A 20,842-nucleotide genomic window follows, 5' to 3' on the forward strand; every position below is an offset into this window, starting at 1 on the left:
ATGAAAAAAAAGAAACGTGCAACAGTTGAAACAGAAAAAATTGAAGAGAAGAATACCGCCCAGGAGAGATCCAGAGTCAGTATCAGAGTGGGGCAGAGAACGATCATATCGCTTATAGTGGCAGTCAGTGTGGCAGTGATCGCCTATGCAGCACTGTGGATACTGGCGGGCACTGTGAATTCGAAGAGTGAGAGAAATCTTGACAGACACGCACAGGAGTGTGCAGAATACATTGCCCATATAGTGAATGAACACAAGGCGGAGGATGATATAGGGAGAGCCGTGGACGAGATAAAGACCATGGCTTATTCTCTCTCTGCCCGTATAGTTATAGTGGATACTGATTACAAGGTCGTGGTGGACTCCTATGGAAAAGACACCGGAAGATATCTGGTGGATGAGAACGTGTTCAGCGTAATGAAGGGGCAGCAGAAGTATATATCAGAGACAGAGGAAAATGTGTACAGGCGCATAGTTCCAGTGATCAACAGTGAGGGCTATACAGATGCGGTGGCACTGATATCTCTTGAGACCGATGCTCTCGAGAACCTGTCAATATATATGAAGAGAAATGCAACTTATCTGTTTGCGATATCGTTGATACTTGGATTGATAGCTGCTTATTTTGCGGCTAAGTTATCAGTCAGGGATGTGAACCATGTCAGAAACGAGATAGAGGGAATGAAAGGCGGCAGCCTTGAACCGATGAGCGTGGACGGTATGTTCAGGGAGACACAGGAGCTGACAAAGGATATAAACGATATATTCAACAAGGCACAGCTTCTTGAGGAGTCCCGTCAGGAATTCGTGTCAAATGTCTCACATGAGTTAAAGACACCGATAACATCCATGAAGGTTCTGTCAGAGTCGCTGCTCACCCAGAGTGATGTGCCGGCGGAGATGTACAGAGAATTCATGGAGGATATAGTTCAGGAGATAGACAGGGAGGCAGAGATCATAAGTGATCTGCTTACACTCGTTAAGACTGACAAAGGCCCTGACAGCCTGAATAAAGAGCCTGTGGATATGAATGAATTTATGGATCTCATACTCAAGAGACTTAAGCCTCTGGCGGAGAAGAGAAGTATACAGCTTTCATTTGAGAGCTTTGGAGACATAAAGGCAGAGATAGACAAGGTGAAGTTTACTCTTGCGATCTCGAATCTGATAGAGAATGGAATAAAGTATAACGTTGATGGCGGTTGGATAAAGGTTTCGCTCAATTCAGACCACAGGAACTTCTATATCAAGGTAGCAGACTCCGGTGTAGGAATACCGGAGGATTGCATAAATCATATTTTTGAGAGATTCTACAGAGTAGACAAGGCGAGAAGTCGAGACACTGGTGGAACCGGTCTGGGACTAGCCATCACGAAGAATATAATTATCATGCACAAAGGAACTATAAATGTGTATAGTGAACCGGGAAAAGGAACTACATTTACGGTAAAGGTTCCATTACAGGCTCACGAGTAAGGGATTAATATGACGACGAAAAAAAGAATTATGCTCACTGCCGTGGTCATGGCTGCAGTGGTGATTCTTGTGGCGTGTGGAAGCGACAGCAAGAATGGCAGAAAGAAAAATTCAGCAGACAATTCAGATGAAAATCTGACTCTGTACTACGCAAACTCAACGTGGACTGATCTGTTCCCGGAGGTTTTCACCCGAGACCAGCTCGTCACGACGGAGAATCTTATCGACACTGTGATGAACGCATTGATGGACAGTGGGGAAATGACGGATAAACAGGTTCCGGTTCCCCAGGGCGTTACGTACCAGAGATATACATATGACGGTCAGGCGACGATCAATCTTATGTTCAACGTTGACTGGGAGGCCACTGACACATATGAGATGGTGCTAAGCAAGGCGGCATTTGTGAGAACTCTGACACAGATCGAATCGGTGAAGAAGGTTGTGTATGAATACACTGACATTGCAAATGAGAACAGTATCGTGCGTGAGGAGCTCACAAATGATTCATTTTCAGATATGGACAACTTCATGAATCCACATGAAGAGTACAACATATATATGCCGGACAGCACAGGACAGAAGCTGGTTCAGAAGACCATAGATCTGGACAGATCAGCGCCTGAATCACTGGAGGAACAGATGGTTGCAGGACTGAGAATGAGTTACGATGGAACAGTTGTACCGCTCAATGAGAAAACTGTGGTTAAGAGTGTCACTGTGGATGATGCTGACGATGTGTGTACGATAACATTTAATGAGAGCTTTGCGGATGGAACAGCAGGTGTGGACGATGAGATACTTGTGTATTCTGTTGTGGATTCCCTCATGGAGCTTGAAGATGTCAAGAGTGTACAGATAAATGTGGATAATACAAATAACAGATTGAACAACATCGATCTCAGCAGGAAATTTACTGCTGATTATTCAAAGCTTGAGAGATAAACAGAAGTTTGAACAAAACAGGAGGATACGAATATAAAGAGACCATTATTCTGGATAGCAGTATGCTTTGCGCTTGGAGAGGCGTATAAAGAGGCGGCTGACAGTTCAGTGCTTATAATTGGTCTGATCATATTGGCTGCACCGGTATTGTCGGTTTACATGGACAAAGCCGGTACAGCCATGTTTTTTTATAGTGGCAAAGCTCATGGTGATAAAGACAGAAAGAACAGGATCGTCAGATGCGTTCTGAGTATGATGATATTTGGAATGATCTCGTTGACCGGTTATATGAATGGCTGTGCTATGTCAAAGCAGGAGAGACTCGCAGAAGAGCTCGATGGGCAGCAGCCGGGCGGTATAGAAGGAAAGGTGTACGAGATCAGGCAGTCCGGCGATGAATGGCGGGTATATGTGTATGCGGAATGGATAACATTTGGCAGAGGCGACTCAGAAGAAACTGTGGAATACCGGGGAAGATCAAAGGTATTGCTGTACATGGAAGACGTGGGAAGCCTGAAGACCGGAATGAAGCTGACCTTAAGCTGCAGTCTGTCAAGGCCGGACTCTGCAGATAATCCGGGCGAATTCGATGCGCGGGAATATTATTCGCACAAGGGAATATATATAGTAGGAAAGGATATCTCCATTCTGGAGTGTGGAGAGGACTACAGCCGTATAGGAGACAGTCTGTTCAGGCTGCGTATAAAGTCCGGGGAGATCACAGACAGTGTGTTTGGAGAGACGGATGGCTCGGTGATAAAGGCAATGCTACTGGGGGATAAGAGCGGCATTGACAGGGATACGAAGAAGCTGTTTCAGATGAATGGAATAGCTCATATTCTGGCGATATCCGGTGTTAAGACTCTAAAGTTGGATATCCCCCTAGTGCCTGAAACCCGCATAAACTGGGCATTTGTGCCACTACCTATCGCTATAATTTACATTCTAAAACTGTGCTTAGACGAGGAAATTATTCCCCGTTGTCGTTTCCCTTGTTCAAGGGGGTATCTCACAAAATGTATAAATTGGCAAAAGAAGCAATAATTCAGCGTAAGTTTAATCTTATGGCAGAAGTCTAAAAAATGGCAAAAGGAGAAGATGAATATGGCATATAAAAAATATAGAGAAATGAAGGTTTATGAAGCAAGTGGATATCAGTACAAGCGAACACCAAGTATTGTACTGAAAGGAAAGTGGCTTTCAGAGTTGGGATTTGACATAGGAGAGCAGATTGAGGTGAAGTGCGAGGATGGACGCCTAATTATAACAAAGGCAAATGAAGTATGGCTATAAATTAGCTTGCAACTATTCGCAACCTCGAATATAATAATTATGATATCATTTGTTGGATTTGATGGAGGAAAACGAATGGATTATTTATCATCAGCAGAAATGGCAAAAAAATGGAATGTTTCACAGAGAAGAGTTGCAGTACTTTGCAAGGAAGGCAGAGTTAAAGGTGCTGTCCTTATCGGTCGGATGTGGATGATACCAAAAGGAGCTGAGAAACCAATTGATCCAAGACGAATTACAAATAAAAGGGAATAATTGTCTGATACTTGAATGACGGAGGAAAAGAGAATGGTTGATACCAAAAAGGAACAGGAACGAGATGAACTTCATCGTGCAATATGGGCGATTGCAGATGAACTGCGTGGAGCTGTCGATGGTTGGGATTTCAAAAATTATGTCCTTGGCACGATGTTCTATCGTTATATCTCCGAAAACCTGTGTAATTATATAAACAGTGGTGAGATTGATGCGGGTAACATTGATTTTGACTTTGCAAAAATGCCGGATGAGGATGCAGAAGAAGCAAGAGAGGGACTGGTAGAGGAAAAAGGATTTTTTATCCTTCCGAGTGAACTTTTCTGTAATGTCCGTGCCAATGCTGCAAATGACGAAAACTTAAATGAAACACTGGAATGTGTGTTCCGTCATATTGAAGAATCGGCGAAAGGCAGTGAGGCAGAGAACGACTTTGCCGGACTGTTTGATGACTATGATGTAAACAGCAATAAACTGGGTTCTACCGTTGCAAAGCGTAATGAAAAACTTGTAAAACTGTTGAATGGCGTAGGTGAAATGAATCTGGGAGATGTGAAAGACCATTCCATTGATGCCTTTGGTGATGCGTATGAGTACCTTATGACTATGTATGCATCGAATGCCGGAAAATCTGGTGGAGAGTTTTTTACTCCGGCAGATGTGTCCGAACTGCTCACACGCCTTGGAACTGTAGGAAAAACGGAAATCAATAAAGTATATGATCCGGCTTGTGGTTCAGGTTCATTGCTTTTAAAAGCAGAGAAAATTCTTGGAAAGGATGCTATTCGTAACGGATTTTATGGACAGGAGATCAATATCACAACCTACAACCTGTGCCGTATTAATATGTTCCTGCATGATGTGGGATTTGATAAATTTAATATAGCCTGTGAAGATACATTGCTTAGTCCACAGCATTGGGATGATGAACCGTTTGAGCTTATCGTGTCTAATCCGCCATATTCTATAAAATGGGCGGGAACAGATAATCCATTACTAATTAACGATCCAAGGTTTTCTCCTGCTGGAGTACTTGCACCAAAAAGCAAGGCAGATATGGCGTTTATTATGCACAGTCTGTCATGGCTCGCATCTAACGGAACGGCTGCTATTGTATGTTTTCCGGGAATTATGTATCGTGGTGGTGCTGAACAGAAAATTCGTAAATATCTTGTAGATAATAACTTTGTGGATTGTATCATTCAATTGCCGAGTAACTTGTTCTTCGGTACTTCCATTGCAACTTGTATTATGGTAATGAAGAAAAGTAAAACTGACAATAAGATGCTTTTTATTGATGCGTCTAATGAATGTATCAAGGTTACAAATAACAATAAGCTGACACCAGATAATATAAATCGTATTGTCGATGTTTTCGCTAAGCGTGAAGAAGTAAAGCATTTTTCTCATTTGGCATCTTATGAAGAAGTTGTGGAGAATGATTACAATCTTTCTGTGTCTACTTATGTGGAGGCAGAGGATACCCGTGAAAAAATTGATATTGTAAAGCTGAATGCTGAGATTGAAGAAATCGTTGCTCGTGAACAAGTCCTTCGTGATGAAATCGCAAAAATCATTGTAGAAATTGAGGTGGGTGCATGAATATGAAAGATTTGAAAATACCTTTTAATGCACCGTTGAATGAGCTTGACACAGAAGTGCAAACTTATGGATGTAGAGCAAATAATCCAGATATCTGTGCAAACAATTCAATTACAGATATTTGTGCTTTTACATCAAAAGATTGTATTTGTAGAAAACCTTCTCGTGCATGGAAAAAGCAGTATCATAAATTAAGTGAGGGACAGACGCATGAGTAAAATAGACGATTTAATTCAAAGATTATGTCCGAATGGTATTGAATATAAGGCAATAAAACAATTGGCAGAAGTTGGAACGGGTAGTAGTAATGGAAATGAAGCACAAGAAGATGGAGAATATCCTTTTTTTATACGTTCTCAAACCGTGAAACGAAAAAACGATTGGGAATATGATGAGGAAGCAATTATCATACCAGGCGAAGGTGGTATAGGGGAAATATATCATTATATAAATGGAAAATATGCTATACATCAAAGGGTTTATCGAATACATTTTATAGATGATTCAGTTGATGTAAAATTTGCATTTCACTATTTTCGTGCATTTTTCAAGAGCTTTATTATGCGTAAGGCGGTAAGTGCAACTGTAAAATCTATTAGAAAACCTATGATAGAGGAGTTTATGCTCCCTGTACCTCCTCTGGAGGTACAACGTGAAATAGTCCATGTTTTGGACTCTTTCACGTTACTTACAGCCGAGCTTACAGCCGAGCTTACAGCTCGGAAGAAACAGTATGATTTTTACAGAGACACTTTAATACAAAAAGAGTGTAGAACTGAAAAAGTCAAGCTGAATACTATCTGTGAAATTTATGACGGAACACATCAAACACCAAAATATACTAACAGTGGAATACCATTTGTGAGTGTAGAAAATATTGATGATTTGTATGGAACACAAAAGTTTATTTCGCCAGAGGCTTATGAGAAGTATAAAATTAAACCTCGCACAGGTGATGTTTTTATGACGAGAATTACTGCGGGCATTATCGGAAAATGTACAGTGGTAGATCGCGATGAGGATTTAGCCTATTATGTTTCGCTTGCATTGTTGCGTCCCAATGCAGATATTCTTGATAGCAAGTATTTGAAGTATTATTTGGAAAGTGGTTGGGGGCGAAGAGAATTAAGTAAATGGATTTTGTGGGATGCAACACCTACAAAGATAAATAAGGATGATATCGGCAGAGTGCTTATTGCTGTTCCACCGCTTGTTACGCAAAAAAGATTGGTACAGGTAATTGAACATTTTGACTCTATCTGCACTGACTTGGATATTGGCTTGCCAGCCGAAATTGAAGCACGCCAGAAGCAATATGAATATTATCGAGATTTGCTCTTGACATTTGCTGAAACAGGCAGCACGCTCATGACAGACAGACAGACAGACAGACAGACAGACAGACAGACAGACAGACAGACAGACAGACAGACAGACAGACAGAGCTGAGCGCAATTAAGCTCATTCAATATGTGTTTGGCTATGTTACACTGCCGATGGGAAGTCTGTTTGATTTCCGTAATGGATTGAGCAAAGGAAAGGATTTCTTTGGTTCAGGCATTCCTTTTATCCGATATACGGATGTTTATAATAACAGATTTCTCAAGGGAGAGGATATTACCGCACTGGTTGAATGTACTCCTGCAGAAATTGAAAAGTTGGGAGTTCACCGTGGAGATGTGTTTTTTACCAGAACGTCAGAGACAGCAGAAGATGTTGGTTGGTCATCGGTAATGCTTGATGATATTGGCGATTGTGTATTTAATGGATTTACCATTAAGGCAACTCCAAAAACAAATTATTTATTGCCGGAATATTGTGTATTTTGTTTTGCAACCGAAGATTTCAGAAAGTATGTTACAAGCCACTGTGCATTTACAACCAGAGCATCCTTAACGGGAAAAACGATTGCAGAGTATCAGCTTGCTATTCCGAGTATAGAAAAACAGCAAGAGATTGTAAATGTGTTGAATAAATTTCATAGCATTTGCAACGACCTGTCCGTGGGACTTCCGGCAGAAATCGAAGCTCGTCAGAAGCAGTATGAATATTACAGGGATAAGCTGTTATCTTTTAAAGAATTACCAAAGTAAGGAGGCGAGGATGTGCCGTATTTTAATATTGTAGCGGAGACATCGGAGAATACCGTTGTCACAGAATATGAGCCAGTCAAGAAGCGTTCTGACAGTTACCAGAGTGAATCAGAACTGGAACAGGAGTTTATCCGTTTGCTCTGTGAGCAGGGATATGAATATCTGTCTATTCACACGGAGAAAGACCTGATTGCCAATCTCCGTAAGAAATTAGAAGAACTGAATAACTATCAGTTTTCAGACACAGAGTGGGATGACTTTTTCAAAAATGCCGTTGCCAATCCCAATGAACATATCGTGGAAAAGACCCGGAAGATACAGGAGGACAATGTACAAGTCCTGACTCGTGATGACGGTTCTTCCAAGAATATTACACTCATAGATAAAAAGAACATCCATAACAACAGACTGCAGGTCATCAATCAATATGTGATTGGCACAGAGAATGGTGCAAAGCATGACAACCGCTATGATGTTACAGTATTGGTAAACGGTCTGCCTCTTGTACATATTGAACTGAAACGCAGAGGTGTTGCCATCCGAGAGGCTTTCAATCAGATTAGCCGCTACCAGAGGGATTCTTTCTGGGCAGGATGCGGACTGTATGAATACATTCAGATTTTTGTCATTTCAAATGGTACAAACACAAAGTATTATTCCAACAGTACCAGACGGAATGCGGGAAAGGAACATGAGAAACGGGGAGCAAGTAAGACCAGGACCAGTAACAGTTTTGAGTTTACCTGCTTTTGGGCTGATGCCAATAACCGTGTGATTCCTGATCTGATTGATTTTACAAAGACTTTTTTCGCAAAGCATACGATTCTGAATATCCTTACGAAATACTGTATTTTTACATCAGAGGATATGCTGATGGTCATGCGTCCGTACCAGATTACGGCTACGGAGCGGATTCTCAATCGTATAGAAATTGCAAATAATTATAAGAAGTACGGCAGTGTTGAGGGTGGTGGCTACATCTGGCATACCACAGGTTCCGGCAAGACGCTGACTTCGTTCAAGACGGCAAGGCTGGCATCGAAGCTACCTTATATTGATAAGGTGCTGTTTGTAGTTGACCGTAAGGATCTGGACTATCAGACCATGAAAGAATATGACCGTTTTGAAAAAGGTGCGGCCAACAGCAATACCTCGACAACCATATTAAAACGGCAGTTGGAAGACCCGGACGCACACATCATCATTACTACAATCCAGAAATTGGCTACCTTTATAAAAAAGAATCCGGGGCATGAAGTGTATACGAAACATATTGTTATTATTTTTGATGAGTGCCACCGCAGTCAGTTCGGAGATATGCACACTGCGATTGTGAAGAATTTCAAGAAATATCATCTGTTTGGATTTACAGGAACACCGATTTTCTCTGTCAATTCCGGCAGAGCCAAGAATCCAGAATTCTTTACTACAGGTCAGACCTTTGGAGATCAACTCCACAGTTATACGATTGTGGATGCTATTAACGATAAAAATGTTCTTCCATTCCGGGTGGATTATATTAAAACGATGGATGTGGAAGAAGAAATCACAGACGAGATGGTATGGGACATCAACCGTGAAAAGGTTATGATGGCTCCTGAGCGTATCCGAATTGTAACACAGTACATACTGGAACATTTTGACCAGAAGACCTATCGCGGGGATAAAACTTACATATATAATACGCTGACTAATATTGCAGAGGTGGCTTCTGCCAAACGGGACGAGGTAGAGGAAATCAAGCAGAAACAGCGTATCAGTGGTTTTAATTCCATTTTTGCAGTATCGAGCGTTCCGATGGCAAAACTGTATTATCAGGAATTCAAAAAGCAGATGGCAGCAGATCCGACCAAGAAACTGCGTGTTGCAACTATTTTCAGTTATGGTGCAAATGAGGAAGAATCGGATGGTATTCTGGATGAAGAAAATTCAGAGGATACCGCTGCCCTCGATCAGCCGTCAAGAGAATTTCTGGAAGAAGCTATCAAGGATTATAATGAAATGTTCCATACGAATTACGATACCTCAAGTGATAAATTCCAGAATTACTATAAAGATGTGTCGCTTCGCATGAAGAACAAGGAACTGGATATTCTGATCGTAGTAAATATGTTCCTGACAGGTTTTGATGCTACAACCATGAATACGTTGTGGGTAGACAAAAATCTGAAAATGCACGGGCTGATACAGGCATTTTCCCGTACCAACCGTATTCTGAATTCCATCAAGACCTTTGGAAATATTGTATGTTTCCGAAATCTGCAAAAGCGAGTGGATAGCGCCATTTCTTTGTTCGGAGACAAGAATGCCGGAGGCATTGTTCTGCTGCAGAGCTTTAAGGATTATTATTACGGATATGAATCTGTAGATGGTAAGCCAATGCCGGGGTATGTGGACATGATGGAAGATTTGAATAATAAGTTTCCACTGTCAGAACCACAGATTGTTGGAGAACAAAACCAAAAGGATTTTATTGCTTTGTTTGGTGCAATTCTCCGTATGAGAAATCTGCTGCTTTCCTTTGATGATTTCAAGGGGAACGAGCTGATTTCTGAACGTGATTTACAGGATTACCTTGGACGCTATCAGGACTTGCGTGATGAGTGGAAACGCAAGCGTCAGGAAAGCACGGATATTACGGATGATGTAGTATTTGAGATTGAACTGATTCGGCAGATAGAAATTAACATTGATTATATTCTCATGCTCGTAAAGAAGTACCATGATACCCATTGCGAAGACAAGGAAGTTCTGATTACCATCAATAAGGCGATTGATGCCAGCCCGGAACTGCGCAGCAAGAAACAGCTCATTGAAACTTTTATAGCAGGAATCAATGATGTGGATGATGTCATGAATGAATGGCATGAGTATGTAGTGGAACAGAGAGACCATGACCTTAATGCGATTATTACGGAAGAAAAGCTGAAGCCGGAAGATACACGGAAGTTCATGGAGAATGCGTTCCGTGACGGAGAGATCAAAACAGCCGGAACGGACATAGATAAACTTATGCCACCGATTTCACGCTTTGGCGGTGGTGGCAGAGCCAAGAAGAAACAGGGTGTTATTGACAAACTGAAAGCTTTCTTTGAAAAGTATTTCGGTATAGGTGGTTCATCGACATTTACTAAGTAAAAATTACGGAGGACTTAAGATATGTCATATGGTAAATCAATAGAGCTATTTCTAGTCAATGGTACTGCTGATAGTTTAATAACGGCAGAATTGTCAAATTGGAATGGTAAAGCTATCAAAATTCCACGGATTGAGGTATCTACATGCAATAGAGACGATATAAAGCAGGCTGGAGTATATTTTTTGTTCTGCAAAGGAGATAACGGGAAAGATTCCGTATATATAGGAGAAGCAGAAAACGTAAAGGAACGATTAGTTCAGCATTTAAGGGATGCACAGGCAGAGAAAGAAAAATATTACTGGAATACAGCAGTTATATTTATTGGAAGAGACCTTAATAAAGCGTTGATTAGGTATCTTGAAAATCGCTTTGTTGAAATTGCAAGAAAGTGTAATAGATATGAGGTCCTTACAAAAAATACATATAAAAATACTGTGCTAAAAGAGTCCCAAGTTGCAAGTATGGAAGAATTTGTTGATAATGTAAAAGTACTAATTAATGCACTTGGCTATAAGGTATTGGATGCATATACTAATGCTATTCCAAAAGATGATGCAGTTGGCGATACGGAGAAAAAAGAAGATTTAAAACTGTATTTGGAGCGTGCCATAAAAAATATAGGAAAAATTGAGGCACAGGGAACTATCACATCTGAAGGATTTATTGTACTAAAAGGAAGCCAAATATCTCCAGTAGATGATAGCACTGTTCCTGACACAATAAAAGAGAAAAGACATACCAGTAATATCGTAGATGGTATATTGCAGGACGATATGCTTTTTTCAAGTCCATCGGGTGCTGCGATGTTTGTTGTTGGCAAAAGTGATAATGGTTTGACTCGATGGAAAGATGAAAATGGTCGAACTTTAAAGGAAATTGAAAACTGTGAAATAATGAATGAAAATTAGTATTTTGTAGGCAGAAGGTAATAGCAGTATGGTTATTTGTCCAAAGTGCAGATCAGACAGGACTGCACCAATATTATACGGTTATCCGTCCCATGAAGCTTTTGAAGCAGAAGAGCGGGGAGAACTTATCCTAGGTGGATGTGAGATGATAGATGGAATGCCACACGAGGATTATGGCTGTCTTGACTGCGGATACAGATGGTCAAAGGAACTGCTCCCAGCTACTCAGATTACAAAAATACGATATAAGGTTGTGGAGAATGGTCCGTGCACGATAGATTCCCAACAGTCGTGGGTATATGAAATATATCCTGATGGAAGGTGTAAAGAATATACATACCAAGGGCAGAACCGGAAATATCAGTTTAAGACGGAAGAGAAGGTATCTGAAAAGAAGGTATACAGACTTGCATGCAGTCTGCAGAAAATCATAGGTGCTCCATTATGGGAAAAGAATATCATCGAAGGACAGGTGTGTGATGGTTGCAGTTATAACCTTCAGATAACTTATGCTGATAAGCGGAAAGAAATTATCAAAGGGGATGTAGCAGGAGGAACTTTTGATTCTATGCTAGAAAAATTTATACATGCAGTATTTAATGATGATAAGTAATAATCGGCAGTTGGAAAAGGGGTGCGATGAACATGGACTGGAATCTGTTTTGGTCGGCATTCGGTGCAATTGGTGGTACACTTGGTGCTGTTGCCACAACAGCAGCGGTTGTGGTTGCATTATGGCAAACAAAATATAGCCAAAAGAAAATTATAAAACTTGCTTTTTCAGATAATTTTCAATTATATAATCCTAATACGGGAGAATCGGTCAAATTTATTGGGATAAGTGTTACTAACACAGGTAACAGAAAGGTTATCATCCGTACATGGGGAGTGCGTCTTAAAGAGGGGAGTGCCATTGTAATGCCGCCTCTGGATGCGAATGGAATAGAAAAAATGGCATATACAAAGCTGCCACAAACACTGGATTTGGAAGAATCCATAGATCTGCAGTGGCAGAAAGATAAATTCCAATTATTTTTGGAAGCTAATGAGGATAATATAGAGAAGAGTAAGCCGTTGGTCTTTTATGTGAATGATAGTACGGGAAAACAATATACGGTAAAAACAAAAAAGAATGCTTCGTATTATTTCAAATAATAGACCTATTGACAAATCGAACAAATGTTCTTATAATTATAACATCGCTACGTTAGGATACATATCGCAGAGTAACACTATCAGGTTGGTTCACTTTCCCTTGACTGACCACAGTATTAGGAGGCGATGGTTACATGACATTTGAAATCGGTTCGACAGCTTATATTGTCGAGAGCAACCGGATCATCCGTGAAGTGACTATAGTTAAGCGGAACGGAGAATTTTATATAATCCGGTTTGGCACAAGAGGCGGCATTCAAGTGAGAAGCAACAGGCTTTTTGCAAGTTATGAAGATGCGGATTCTTCCATACATAAAAAGACAGAAAAAAGGACGGGATATCGTTCTCCATATGACTACATACACTAAAGTGAATGGAAGGGGATAATTTTGCAAAAAAATATGATTGACAATCCCCTTCAAATTTTATATACTTTAGTTAGCAAGTTAGCGAACAAGCAAGCGTGCTAATAAATGAACACCGATATAAAAAGTGAAAATGCGAAAAAGTTAAAAAGCGAAAAACAAAGCGAAAACGAAAAGAAAAGTGAAAACAAAGAAAAGGTGAAAATTATGATGTATGCGAATTTTGGAGAATTTATAAGCAAGAAGAGAGTTGAAAAGAAAATCACACTGAGGAAAATGGCTGATATGTTAGGCGTATCCGCACCGTTTTTAACTGATGTAGAAAAAGACAGACGCAACCCCTTCGATATGGAAAAACTTACACAACTTGCGCAGATACTGAATTTGTCAAAAGAAGAAAACGCACAGATGCTTGACCTTGCTGGAAAGAAGAGAAATGCCGTAGCACCAGACCTTCCAGAATATATCATGGAACGGGACTATGTCAGTGCAGCTTTGAGGACGGCAAGGGACTTGGATGCAGGAGAAGAAGAATGGAACCAGTTTGTCGAGGAACTGAGAAAGCGAAAGGGGTAAGAACCTATATATGTATAGACCTGAAATTAAAAGAAAGAGATCTGGGGCACCAGTGTTAAGCAGAAAAGAGATTGATGTTATCGGACAAAATATTGTCGGGGATTTTATGCCGGAAGCATTAAAATCTCCACAGGAAATAGATATCGATTTGTTGGCACAGGATTATCTGGGAATGGATCAGGACTTTCAGTACCTGTCGCACTGCGGTGTTTATCTTGGTATGACGGTGTTCAATGACACGGACAAAGTACCCGTGTATGATCCGCAGAATAATTGTGCGGACTATATCAGTGCAAAAGCACATACCGTGATAATCGATAAGACGCTCTTGGAAGAAAATCAGGAACACAGATATCGTTTTACGATGGGACACGAGGCAGGACATGAGTTTTTACATAAAGAATATTTTGCCTATGATCCTGACCAGATAACGCTGTTTGACCTGATGAGAGAAACTCCGGCACCAATGGTTCAGTGCCGTGTGGACACAAAGAAGATGGACTGCCGGACAGCGAAAAGCTGGACAGACAAGGACTGGATGGAATGGCAGGCAAATGCGTTATCATCTGCAGTTCTGATGCCTGTTTCAATGGTACGGATGGTAGCTGAAAATTTTAAACGGCCCGGATTGCAGCAGATTTTTTATCATTATGCATTGGCTGAAGAAGTGGCTTCCGTATTTAATGTTTCGTTTGAAGCAGCGGGATACAGACTGAAACAGCTTGGATATATTCCACAGGAGACACAACTGAGTACAGATATCCTTAACATGATTTCTTTTGATTTGGCTTGTAATTACTAGCAGAAGGTTGAAGTATGCGGATTACAGAATGATCCGCATATTTTTTTTACTCTAAGTGTTAGCAAGTTAGCGAACAAATGAACGCAGAGAAAATATGAATATTATGTTGATTGATGGAATATATTACAGGATTAACCAGTATAACAATAATATAGGTTTCAGAATAAGATATGAAGAAATTGAAAAAATATGCATACTTTTTGTTATAGCTTTTCGACACGAGGCATATCATAAAAAGGAAGATGTCAGATTATGGAAAGAAGGTGAGAACACATGGCAGATGGAGTGATACATAGATGCACCAAGGAGTGCCCATACAACAAAAAATGTTTTGTATGCAAAACAGAGACGGAAGTATCAGGGAATGTTGTGGTGCTTCATAAATGTGCAGTTACGAAAGAGGATATTCCGATTCAGATAGGAAAAGCAGAAATTGCCTGTGTTTTATGATGGGCAGAACAGTAAACTTAATAATCGGACTAGCTTGTAAAGACAGCCACTAGGATGTGCTGATATTACAGTAGCCTACGAAACAGGGATGTTAGTAGAATGCTGTAAAAATCAGAGATTCTAGTGGCTTTCTTAAAGTCAGCCATTTTTAGCCAACAGCCTGTTTGTGTGACAGACTGTTGGCTTTTTTTGTTTCAAAAAAATGAAAAGCTGACGTATTAGGTTAATTACACAGATAATTTTCTCCATTGCAGTGAACAAAGAATTAAAGATTTTCAGGAACAAAAGGGAGAACAAATATATAGCTGCCTGACTACGATACGCATTTGGATAGTATTGATGTTCTTCTGATCGATGAAATTCAGTTCAGCATTGGAGATAAAAATACCTAACCTTATATATTCTCCGTTTGAAAAATTCAAAACACGTTTTTTTTCAAAATAAAAAAGAGAATAAAGAGAAGAAGGTAATAGGAAAAAAATTCATGAAAAAAATCGAATAGGAAATTAGCCTTCCTATTTGGATTTTATATTTCTATCAGACAAGGACGAAGGGAGGTGAAAAGCTGTGAGTGCAAATGAGCGAAGAGCTGAGATCATGCGAATCATGGTCGCACGAAGACAAGAGAATATGCAGGTCTTAGCTGCGGAGCTTGGTGTTACGGATAGAACTATCCGAAATGACATTCTTGTACTTACGGCTGAGTATCCTCTTGAAACTACTAGAGGTAACGGAGGCGGTGTCCGTATTGCTGACTGGTATCACCCACATAAAAATATTTTTTCAAAGGAACAGACTTCAGTTTTGGAACAGTTGATGGATAAAGCTGATGATGCCCAGAAAAAAGTGCTTGACCAGATGCTCCGTGAATACGGCTCTAACAAGTATAGTCCAGCAGTCTAGGACAAGCAGATGACGATCTGTTGTCCACGAACAATATTTACGAGAACCCCACGGCCATGAGAGCCGAATGAGAAAGGATGAATTATTATGATGAAAATCTTTATCTGCAGCCCGTATCAGGGCAACATCGAGGAAAACAAAAAGAAGGCAGCATATTACGCAAAGATCGTTGCCAAATCTGGGAATGTCCCAGTTGCACCACATATCTATTTTCCAACCTTCCTTGATGAGAAGAATCCCAACGAGAGAATGACAGGAATTGAAATGGGACTGGAACTCATGGATACATGCGATATGGTCTATGTTTTCGGTTTTGAGATTACGGAAGGCATGAGATTCGAACTGGAACATGCCAAGGAAATGAAGAAGCCTGTAAGACTTTATGACAGAAATTTTGAACAGATTTGTGTCAAAACGCTTCCGATTGATGACCGTGCCAGTGATGAGTACCGTTCCCTGATCAAGGGGCAGAAGCTCATGAGATAGGAGATCCGCCATGTCAGGAAGAGTAAATGTCCGTTATGGACTGAATCAGGGTGACCGAATTATGGTCACCCGTGGAAAAGAGAAGAAAAAAGCAGCCGTTGTAAAGGAGTACCCGTTCCATATTCTGATGGACTGGGGAAAGTATAAGTCCAGCGTAAACAAAATTGATGTGTATACAGGTGATGTGAAGCTGGCACGCATTTGAAAGGAGAGAACGCCATGAGTGAGGCATTGTTATTAGTGGCCGAGGGCTACGAGCAGATTGCTGCCGGAATCAGAAAGATGGTTGCAGCACAGAAGGATACACCAAAGAAAGAGGAGAAGTCTGTGAAGAAGGCTGAAAAGAAAGAAACTCCTGTGGCAGATACACCGAAGGAAGAAGCTGCACCGAAGGAGACAACCGTTGACCGCAAGACGGTCCGTGCTTTTCTGGCGGACAAGTCCAGATCAGGAAAGACATCCGAGGTAAAGAATCTGATCGAGCAGTTCGGATTCCAGAAGCTGTCAGACGTTCCTGATGAGAAACTGCCGGAACTGTATGAGAAAGCGCAGGTGCTTTAATGGGCGGACACGCAAGGTTCTCTCCATCGTCCGGCAAAAGACGTCTGGAATGCCCTCCATCGTTATTGTTGGAGGAGCAGTTCCCGGATGAAGAATCTCCCTTCGCAGCAGAAGGGAGTGCCGGACATGCGATGGCAGAGTACCTCATCAATAAGTATCTGAAGAAAAGGACTAAAAGACCTGTATCTGATTATTATTCGGATGAACTGCTTGAAGCCGTGGACGATTACGTGGAATATAACATCACCCAGATCGAACAGGCAAGGAAGGATTGTGATGAACCATTCATCGGAGTGGAACTGAAGGTCAGCCTGGCACACAGGATCGAAGGATGTTTCGGTACTGCAGATATGGTGGTGGTCGATTCCCATAAGATCCACATTATCGATCTGAAGCTCGGCAAGGGCGTGGTGGTCGATGCGGAACAGAATGTCCAACTTATGATCTATGGACTGGGAGTTCTGGACATGCTCGGTTTCTTATATGAGATCGACACGGTGGAGCTTACCATCGTCCAACCGAGAATCGAACATTTTTCCACTTGGGAGATATCGGCAGAGGAGCTGCTTGCATGGGGAAAGGATGTTCTTGAACCGAGAGCAGCAAAGGCTCTTGCCGGAGAGGGGGAGTTTAAAGCCGGAGACCACTGCCGATTCTGCAAGGCAAGATTTACATGCCGTGCAAGGGCAGAGGAATATTTAAAACTTGCCCAGATGGAATTTGCCGAGCCGGCCCTCATGTCGGATGAGGAAATTGCAGAAGTCCTTTCCAAGGCCGATGCACTGAAGAAATGGGCAGAGGAGGTTTACACCTATGCTCAGAATGAAGCAGTAGTTAACCATAAAGAATGGCCGGGCTATAAGCTGGTCCTGGGAAGAAGCAACCGTAAATATACGGATGAAGAGGATGTGGCAGAGGCGGCAAGGAAAGCCGGATACACGGACATCTATAAAAAGAGCCTGATCGGCATTACCGAGATGGAAAGGCTGATGGGCACAAAGAAATTTAATGAGATCCTTGGCTCACTGGTGTACAAGCCTGACGGCAAGGTCACACTGGTGCCGGATTCAGATAAAAGAGAGGCAGTTAAAACAGCAACCGCAGAAGCGGATTTTAAGGAGGACTAAATTATGACAACAGCAAATTTAACAAAAGTAATCGTACCTTGCAGACTCAGCTATGCACACCTGTGGGAGCCGGACTCCATCAACGGAAGCGAACCGAAGTACTCCGTCTCCTGCATCATCGACAAGAATGATAAGGAGACCATCGCCAAGATCAAAAAGGCAATTGAGGTGGCAAAGGATGAAGGAAAAGGCAAGTGGGGCGGTAAGATCCCGGCAAACCTGAAGACACCGCTCAGAGACGGTGACATTGACAGACCTGAAGACGAGGCGTACCAGAACGGAATGTTCCTGAATGCCAACAGTAAACAGGCACCTCAGATCGTGGACAGACAGGTACAGCCGATCCTTGACCAGAGCGAGGTATATTCCGGCTGCTACGGAAGGGTATCCATTACATTTTATGCTTACAACAGCAACGGAAATAAGGGCGTTGCTGCCGGACTCGGAAATGTACAGAAGTTAAGGGACGGAGAGCCTCTCGGTTCCAGAGCCAATGCAAAGGATGAGTTCGAGGCAGTGGATGCGGAGGATGATTTCCTCGCATAGGAACAAAGCAGTAGACCATAGGAAGGGCGGTGGCATACACCGCCCGGATACATAAAGGAGATGCCATGAAGGAACTGATGAAAGAGTTAAAAAGCATAAAAAAATATATTCCATATAATACGTTCCGCACCATCAAGGGACAGATAAAGTCCGGCAACGTGGAAGCTGCAAGAACGGGGATCAACAGAATAAAGAAAAGAACGGAGGAACAGAAACATGGACACACTTGCAATTGATATTGAAACTTATTCAGATGTGTCACTGCCGGACTGCGGGGTACACAGGTATGCAGCATCGGAGCAGTTCGAGATCCTTTTGTTTGCATACAGTCTGAATGACGAACCGACGCAGATCATTGACCTGGCATCCGGGGAGAAGATACCGGATGAGATCATGGAATATCTTACAGATGATTCCGTAATAAAGACCGCTTATAATGCAGCATTCGAGCGGAACTGTATCAACCGATTCTTCGGTCTTTCCTTAAAACCGGAAGGATGGAGATGTACGCTTGTCCAGGCATCCATGCTGTCACTTCCATTGTCACTGGAAGGCGTGGGAGAAGCACTGAACCTTGATAAGAAAAAGATGTCCGAGGGAAAAGACCTCATCCGCTATTTCTGTATGCCGTGCAAGCCTACCAAGGCAAACGGGGGCAGGACAAGGAATCTTCCGTCTGATGCACCGGAGAAGTGGGAACTGTTCAAGACATACTGCATCCGTGACGTGGATGTGGAAAAGCAGATAAGGAACAAACTCTCGAAGTTCCCGATACCGGACAGGGAGCAGGAACTCTACTGCATGGACCAGAGAATCAATGACAGGGGTATCATGGTGGATCAGGAACTTATCGGACACGCTGTGGCATGCGACCTTCTGTATAAGGAAACGGTAACGAAGAAGGCATATGAGATATCAGGACTGGAAAATCCAAACAGTGTATCGCAGCTTAAGGACTGGCTGAATGAAAAGGGCATTGAGGTGGATTCCCTTGCCAAGGCTGCCGTGGAAGAACTTGTGGAGAACACACAGGGTGATGTGGCAGAAATGATGAAGCTGAGACTTGCCATGTCAAAGACATCCGTAAAGAAGTACGAAGCAATGGAGCGTTCGGTATGTCCTGACGGCAGGGTGCACGGATTATTGCAGTTTTACGGGGCTAACCGCACGGGCAGATGGGCCGGCAGACTCGTGCAGATCCATAACCTTCCGCAGAACCATATGGAAGACCTGGAACTGGCACGCTCCCTTGTAAAGGAAGGCAGATATGACCTGGTGGAGCTTTTGTATGATTCCACACCGGATGTGCTTTCGGAGCTGATCCGTACCGCATTCGTGGCAAGACCCGGATGCAGATTCATCGTCAGCGATTTTTCCGCAATCGAGGCGAGGGTCATGGGCTACCTTGCCGGAGAGGGATGGGTCATGGAGGAATTCCGTGGTGCCGGAAAGATCTATGAGCAGACGGCATCCAAGATGTTCCATATCCCAATCGAAGAGATCACAAAGGGAAGTCCGTACCGTGCAAGGGGAAAGGTGGCATCACTTGCCTGTCAGTATGGAGGTGCGGAAGGTGCGCTCATCAGCATGGGAGCATTAAATTTTGTGGAAGAAGAGGAACTGAAAGGGTTGGTGCAGTCATGGAGGACAGCAAATCCACACATCGTGAATTACTGGTATGAAATTGACAGCGCAGTAAAGGCTGCCGTGAAAGAGAGGAAGATGACAAAGGTCGGAATGGTGACGGTATATTACCAGTCCGGGATGTTAAAGATCGCACTGCCGTCCGGAAGGGTGCTGTCCTATGTAAGACCAAGGATGACCGTGAACCGCTTTGGCTCGGAAAGTGTCAGCTATGAAGGAATCGGCACGAACCGCAAGTGGACGAAGATCGAATCTTATGGCGCAAAATTCTGCGAGAACATCGTCCAGGCAACCGCAAGGGATGTACTGGCAGAGGCAATGCTCCGTCTGGAAAAGAAGGGATTTGATATCGTGTGCCACATCCATGATGAAGTGGTGCTTGAAGTGCCGGAGGGGACATCCTCGGTGGAAGAAGTCAATGGGATCATGGCGGTATGCCCTGACTGGTGTGAGGGGCTTCCGCTTAAGGCTGCGGGATTTGAAAGTCCGTTTTACAAGAAAGATTAGGAGGAGCTT

General features: G+C 42.3%; 25 protein-coding genes. All 25 read left to right on the forward strand.

The window, feature by feature from the left end; all coding sequences use genetic code 11:
* Entirely contained in the window at nt 1-1,476 is a 1,476-nt protein-coding gene (locus GT575_RS05280) for a sensor histidine kinase (protein ID WP_022217180.1), read from the forward strand.
* A gap of 9 nt (nt 1,477-1,485) precedes the next feature.
* Entirely contained in the window at nt 1,486-2,421 is a 936-nt protein-coding gene (locus GT575_RS05285; RefSeq protein ID WP_243147845.1) for a GerMN domain-containing protein, read from the forward strand.
* Between the two features lie 108 nt (nt 2,422-2,529).
* Complete coding sequence (locus GT575_RS15405) at nt 2,530-3,465, forward strand: ComEC/Rec2 family competence protein (protein WP_161171681.1); 936 nt, start codon at nt 2,530-2,532, stop codon at nt 3,463-3,465.
* A gap of 60 nt (nt 3,466-3,525) precedes the next feature.
* Nucleotides 3,526-3,714, forward strand: a complete 189-nt coding sequence (locus tag GT575_RS05295) for a SymE family type I addiction module toxin (protein ID WP_155176200.1) — start codon at nt 3,526-3,528, stop codon at nt 3,712-3,714.
* 75 nt (nt 3,715-3,789) lie between these two features.
* Entirely contained in the window at nt 3,790-3,969 is a 180-nt protein-coding gene (locus tag GT575_RS05300) for a DNA-binding protein (protein WP_155176197.1), read from the forward strand.
* Nucleotides 3,970-4,002: 33 nt separating this feature from the next.
* The gene (locus tag GT575_RS05305; RefSeq protein WP_155176196.1) at nt 4,003-5,571 is read left to right on the forward strand and encodes a type I restriction-modification system subunit M; all 1,569 of its coding nucleotides are present in this window, start codon (nt 4,003-4,005) and stop codon (nt 5,569-5,571) included.
* Between the two features lie 2 nt (nt 5,572-5,573).
* Complete coding sequence (locus GT575_RS05310; protein WP_243142447.1) at nt 5,574-5,789, forward strand: hypothetical protein; 216 nt, start codon at nt 5,574-5,576, stop codon at nt 5,787-5,789.
* Nucleotides 5,782-7,020 carry a restriction endonuclease subunit S gene (locus GT575_RS05315; RefSeq protein WP_161171682.1) on the forward strand — a complete coding sequence of 413 codons (1,239 nt, stop codon included), beginning with the start codon at nt 5,782-5,784 and terminating at the stop codon, nt 7,018-7,020. Before GT575_RS05310 ends, GT575_RS05315 begins: the two co-directional genes overlap by 8 nt.
* Nucleotides 7,021-7,067: 47 nt before the next feature.
* Nucleotides 7,068-7,664: a restriction endonuclease subunit S gene (locus tag GT575_RS05320; protein ID WP_161171683.1), complete on the forward strand. Its 597-nt coding sequence runs from the start codon at nt 7,068-7,070 to the stop codon at nt 7,662-7,664.
* 12 nt (nt 7,665-7,676) lie between these two features.
* On the forward strand, nt 7,677-10,802 hold the full coding sequence (locus GT575_RS05325; RefSeq protein WP_161171684.1) for a type I restriction endonuclease subunit R: 3,126 nt from the start codon (nt 7,677-7,679) through the stop codon (nt 10,800-10,802).
* 21 nt (nt 10,803-10,823) lie between these two features.
* Nucleotides 10,824-11,711 carry a GIY-YIG nuclease family protein gene (locus GT575_RS05330; RefSeq protein WP_155176190.1) on the forward strand — a complete coding sequence of 296 codons (888 nt, stop codon included), beginning with the start codon at nt 10,824-10,826 and terminating at the stop codon, nt 11,709-11,711.
* Nucleotides 11,712-11,739: 28 nt separating this feature from the next.
* Nucleotides 11,740-12,324, forward strand: coding sequence for a hypothetical protein (locus GT575_RS05335; protein ID WP_155176188.1), 585 nt, complete (start codon nt 11,740-11,742; stop codon nt 12,322-12,324).
* Between the two features lie 32 nt (nt 12,325-12,356).
* Nucleotides 12,357-12,866 (forward strand): hypothetical protein, encoded by a 510-nt coding sequence (locus GT575_RS05340; RefSeq protein WP_155176186.1) that lies wholly within the window; start codon nt 12,357-12,359, stop codon nt 12,864-12,866.
* 134 nt (nt 12,867-13,000) lie between these two features.
* On the forward strand, nt 13,001-13,234 hold the full coding sequence (locus tag GT575_RS05345) for a hypothetical protein (RefSeq protein WP_155176184.1): 234 nt from the start codon (nt 13,001-13,003) through the stop codon (nt 13,232-13,234).
* Nucleotides 13,235-13,339: 105 nt separating this feature from the next.
* Nucleotides 13,340-13,807 (forward strand): helix-turn-helix domain-containing protein, encoded by a 468-nt coding sequence (locus GT575_RS05350; RefSeq protein ID WP_243142445.1) that lies wholly within the window; start codon nt 13,340-13,342, stop codon nt 13,805-13,807.
* Between the two features lie 106 nt (nt 13,808-13,913).
* Nucleotides 13,914-14,609: an ImmA/IrrE family metallo-endopeptidase gene (locus tag GT575_RS05355; RefSeq protein ID WP_243147846.1), complete on the forward strand. Its 696-nt coding sequence runs from the start codon at nt 13,914-13,916 to the stop codon at nt 14,607-14,609.
* A gap of 273 nt (nt 14,610-14,882) precedes the next feature.
* Complete coding sequence (locus GT575_RS05360) at nt 14,883-15,059, forward strand: hypothetical protein (protein ID WP_155176180.1); 177 nt, start codon at nt 14,883-14,885, stop codon at nt 15,057-15,059.
* A 567-nt stretch (nt 15,060-15,626) separates the two neighbouring features.
* The gene (locus GT575_RS05365; RefSeq protein WP_161171685.1) at nt 15,627-15,962 is read left to right on the forward strand and encodes an HTH domain-containing protein; all 336 of its coding nucleotides are present in this window, start codon (nt 15,627-15,629) and stop codon (nt 15,960-15,962) included.
* A gap of 87 nt (nt 15,963-16,049) precedes the next feature.
* Complete coding sequence (locus GT575_RS05370) at nt 16,050-16,448, forward strand: DUF7768 domain-containing protein (RefSeq protein WP_004845631.1); 399 nt, start codon at nt 16,050-16,052, stop codon at nt 16,446-16,448.
* 10 nt (nt 16,449-16,458) lie between these two features.
* Nucleotides 16,459-16,653, forward strand: a complete 195-nt coding sequence (locus tag GT575_RS05375) for a hypothetical protein (protein ID WP_155176175.1) — start codon at nt 16,459-16,461, stop codon at nt 16,651-16,653.
* A 14-nt stretch (nt 16,654-16,667) separates the two neighbouring features.
* Nucleotides 16,668-17,009, forward strand: a complete 342-nt coding sequence (locus GT575_RS05380) for a hypothetical protein (protein ID WP_243142444.1) — start codon at nt 16,668-16,670, stop codon at nt 17,007-17,009.
* Nucleotides 17,009-18,136 (forward strand): DUF2800 domain-containing protein, encoded by a 1,128-nt coding sequence (locus tag GT575_RS05385; RefSeq protein WP_155176171.1) that lies wholly within the window; start codon nt 17,009-17,011, stop codon nt 18,134-18,136. Before GT575_RS05380 ends, GT575_RS05385 begins: the two co-directional genes overlap by 1 nt.
* Nucleotides 18,137-18,139: 3 nt before the next feature.
* Nucleotides 18,140-18,682 carry a DUF2815 family protein gene (locus GT575_RS05390; protein ID WP_155176169.1) on the forward strand — a complete coding sequence of 181 codons (543 nt, stop codon included), beginning with the start codon at nt 18,140-18,142 and terminating at the stop codon, nt 18,680-18,682.
* 65 nt (nt 18,683-18,747) lie between these two features.
* Nucleotides 18,748-18,918, forward strand: coding sequence for a hypothetical protein (locus tag GT575_RS14900; protein ID WP_173021894.1), 171 nt, complete (start codon nt 18,748-18,750; stop codon nt 18,916-18,918).
* Complete coding sequence (locus GT575_RS05395; RefSeq protein WP_155176167.1) at nt 18,899-20,833, forward strand: DNA polymerase; 1,935 nt, start codon at nt 18,899-18,901, stop codon at nt 20,831-20,833. Before GT575_RS14900 ends, GT575_RS05395 begins: the two co-directional genes overlap by 20 nt.
* The last annotated feature ends 9 nt before the right edge of the window (nt 20,834-20,842 follow it).

Origin of the sequence: Coprococcus sp. BIOML-A2 (assembly GCF_009875795.1) — a bacterium.
Lineage (GTDB): Bacteria > Bacillota > Clostridia > Lachnospirales > Lachnospiraceae > Coprococcus > Coprococcus aceti.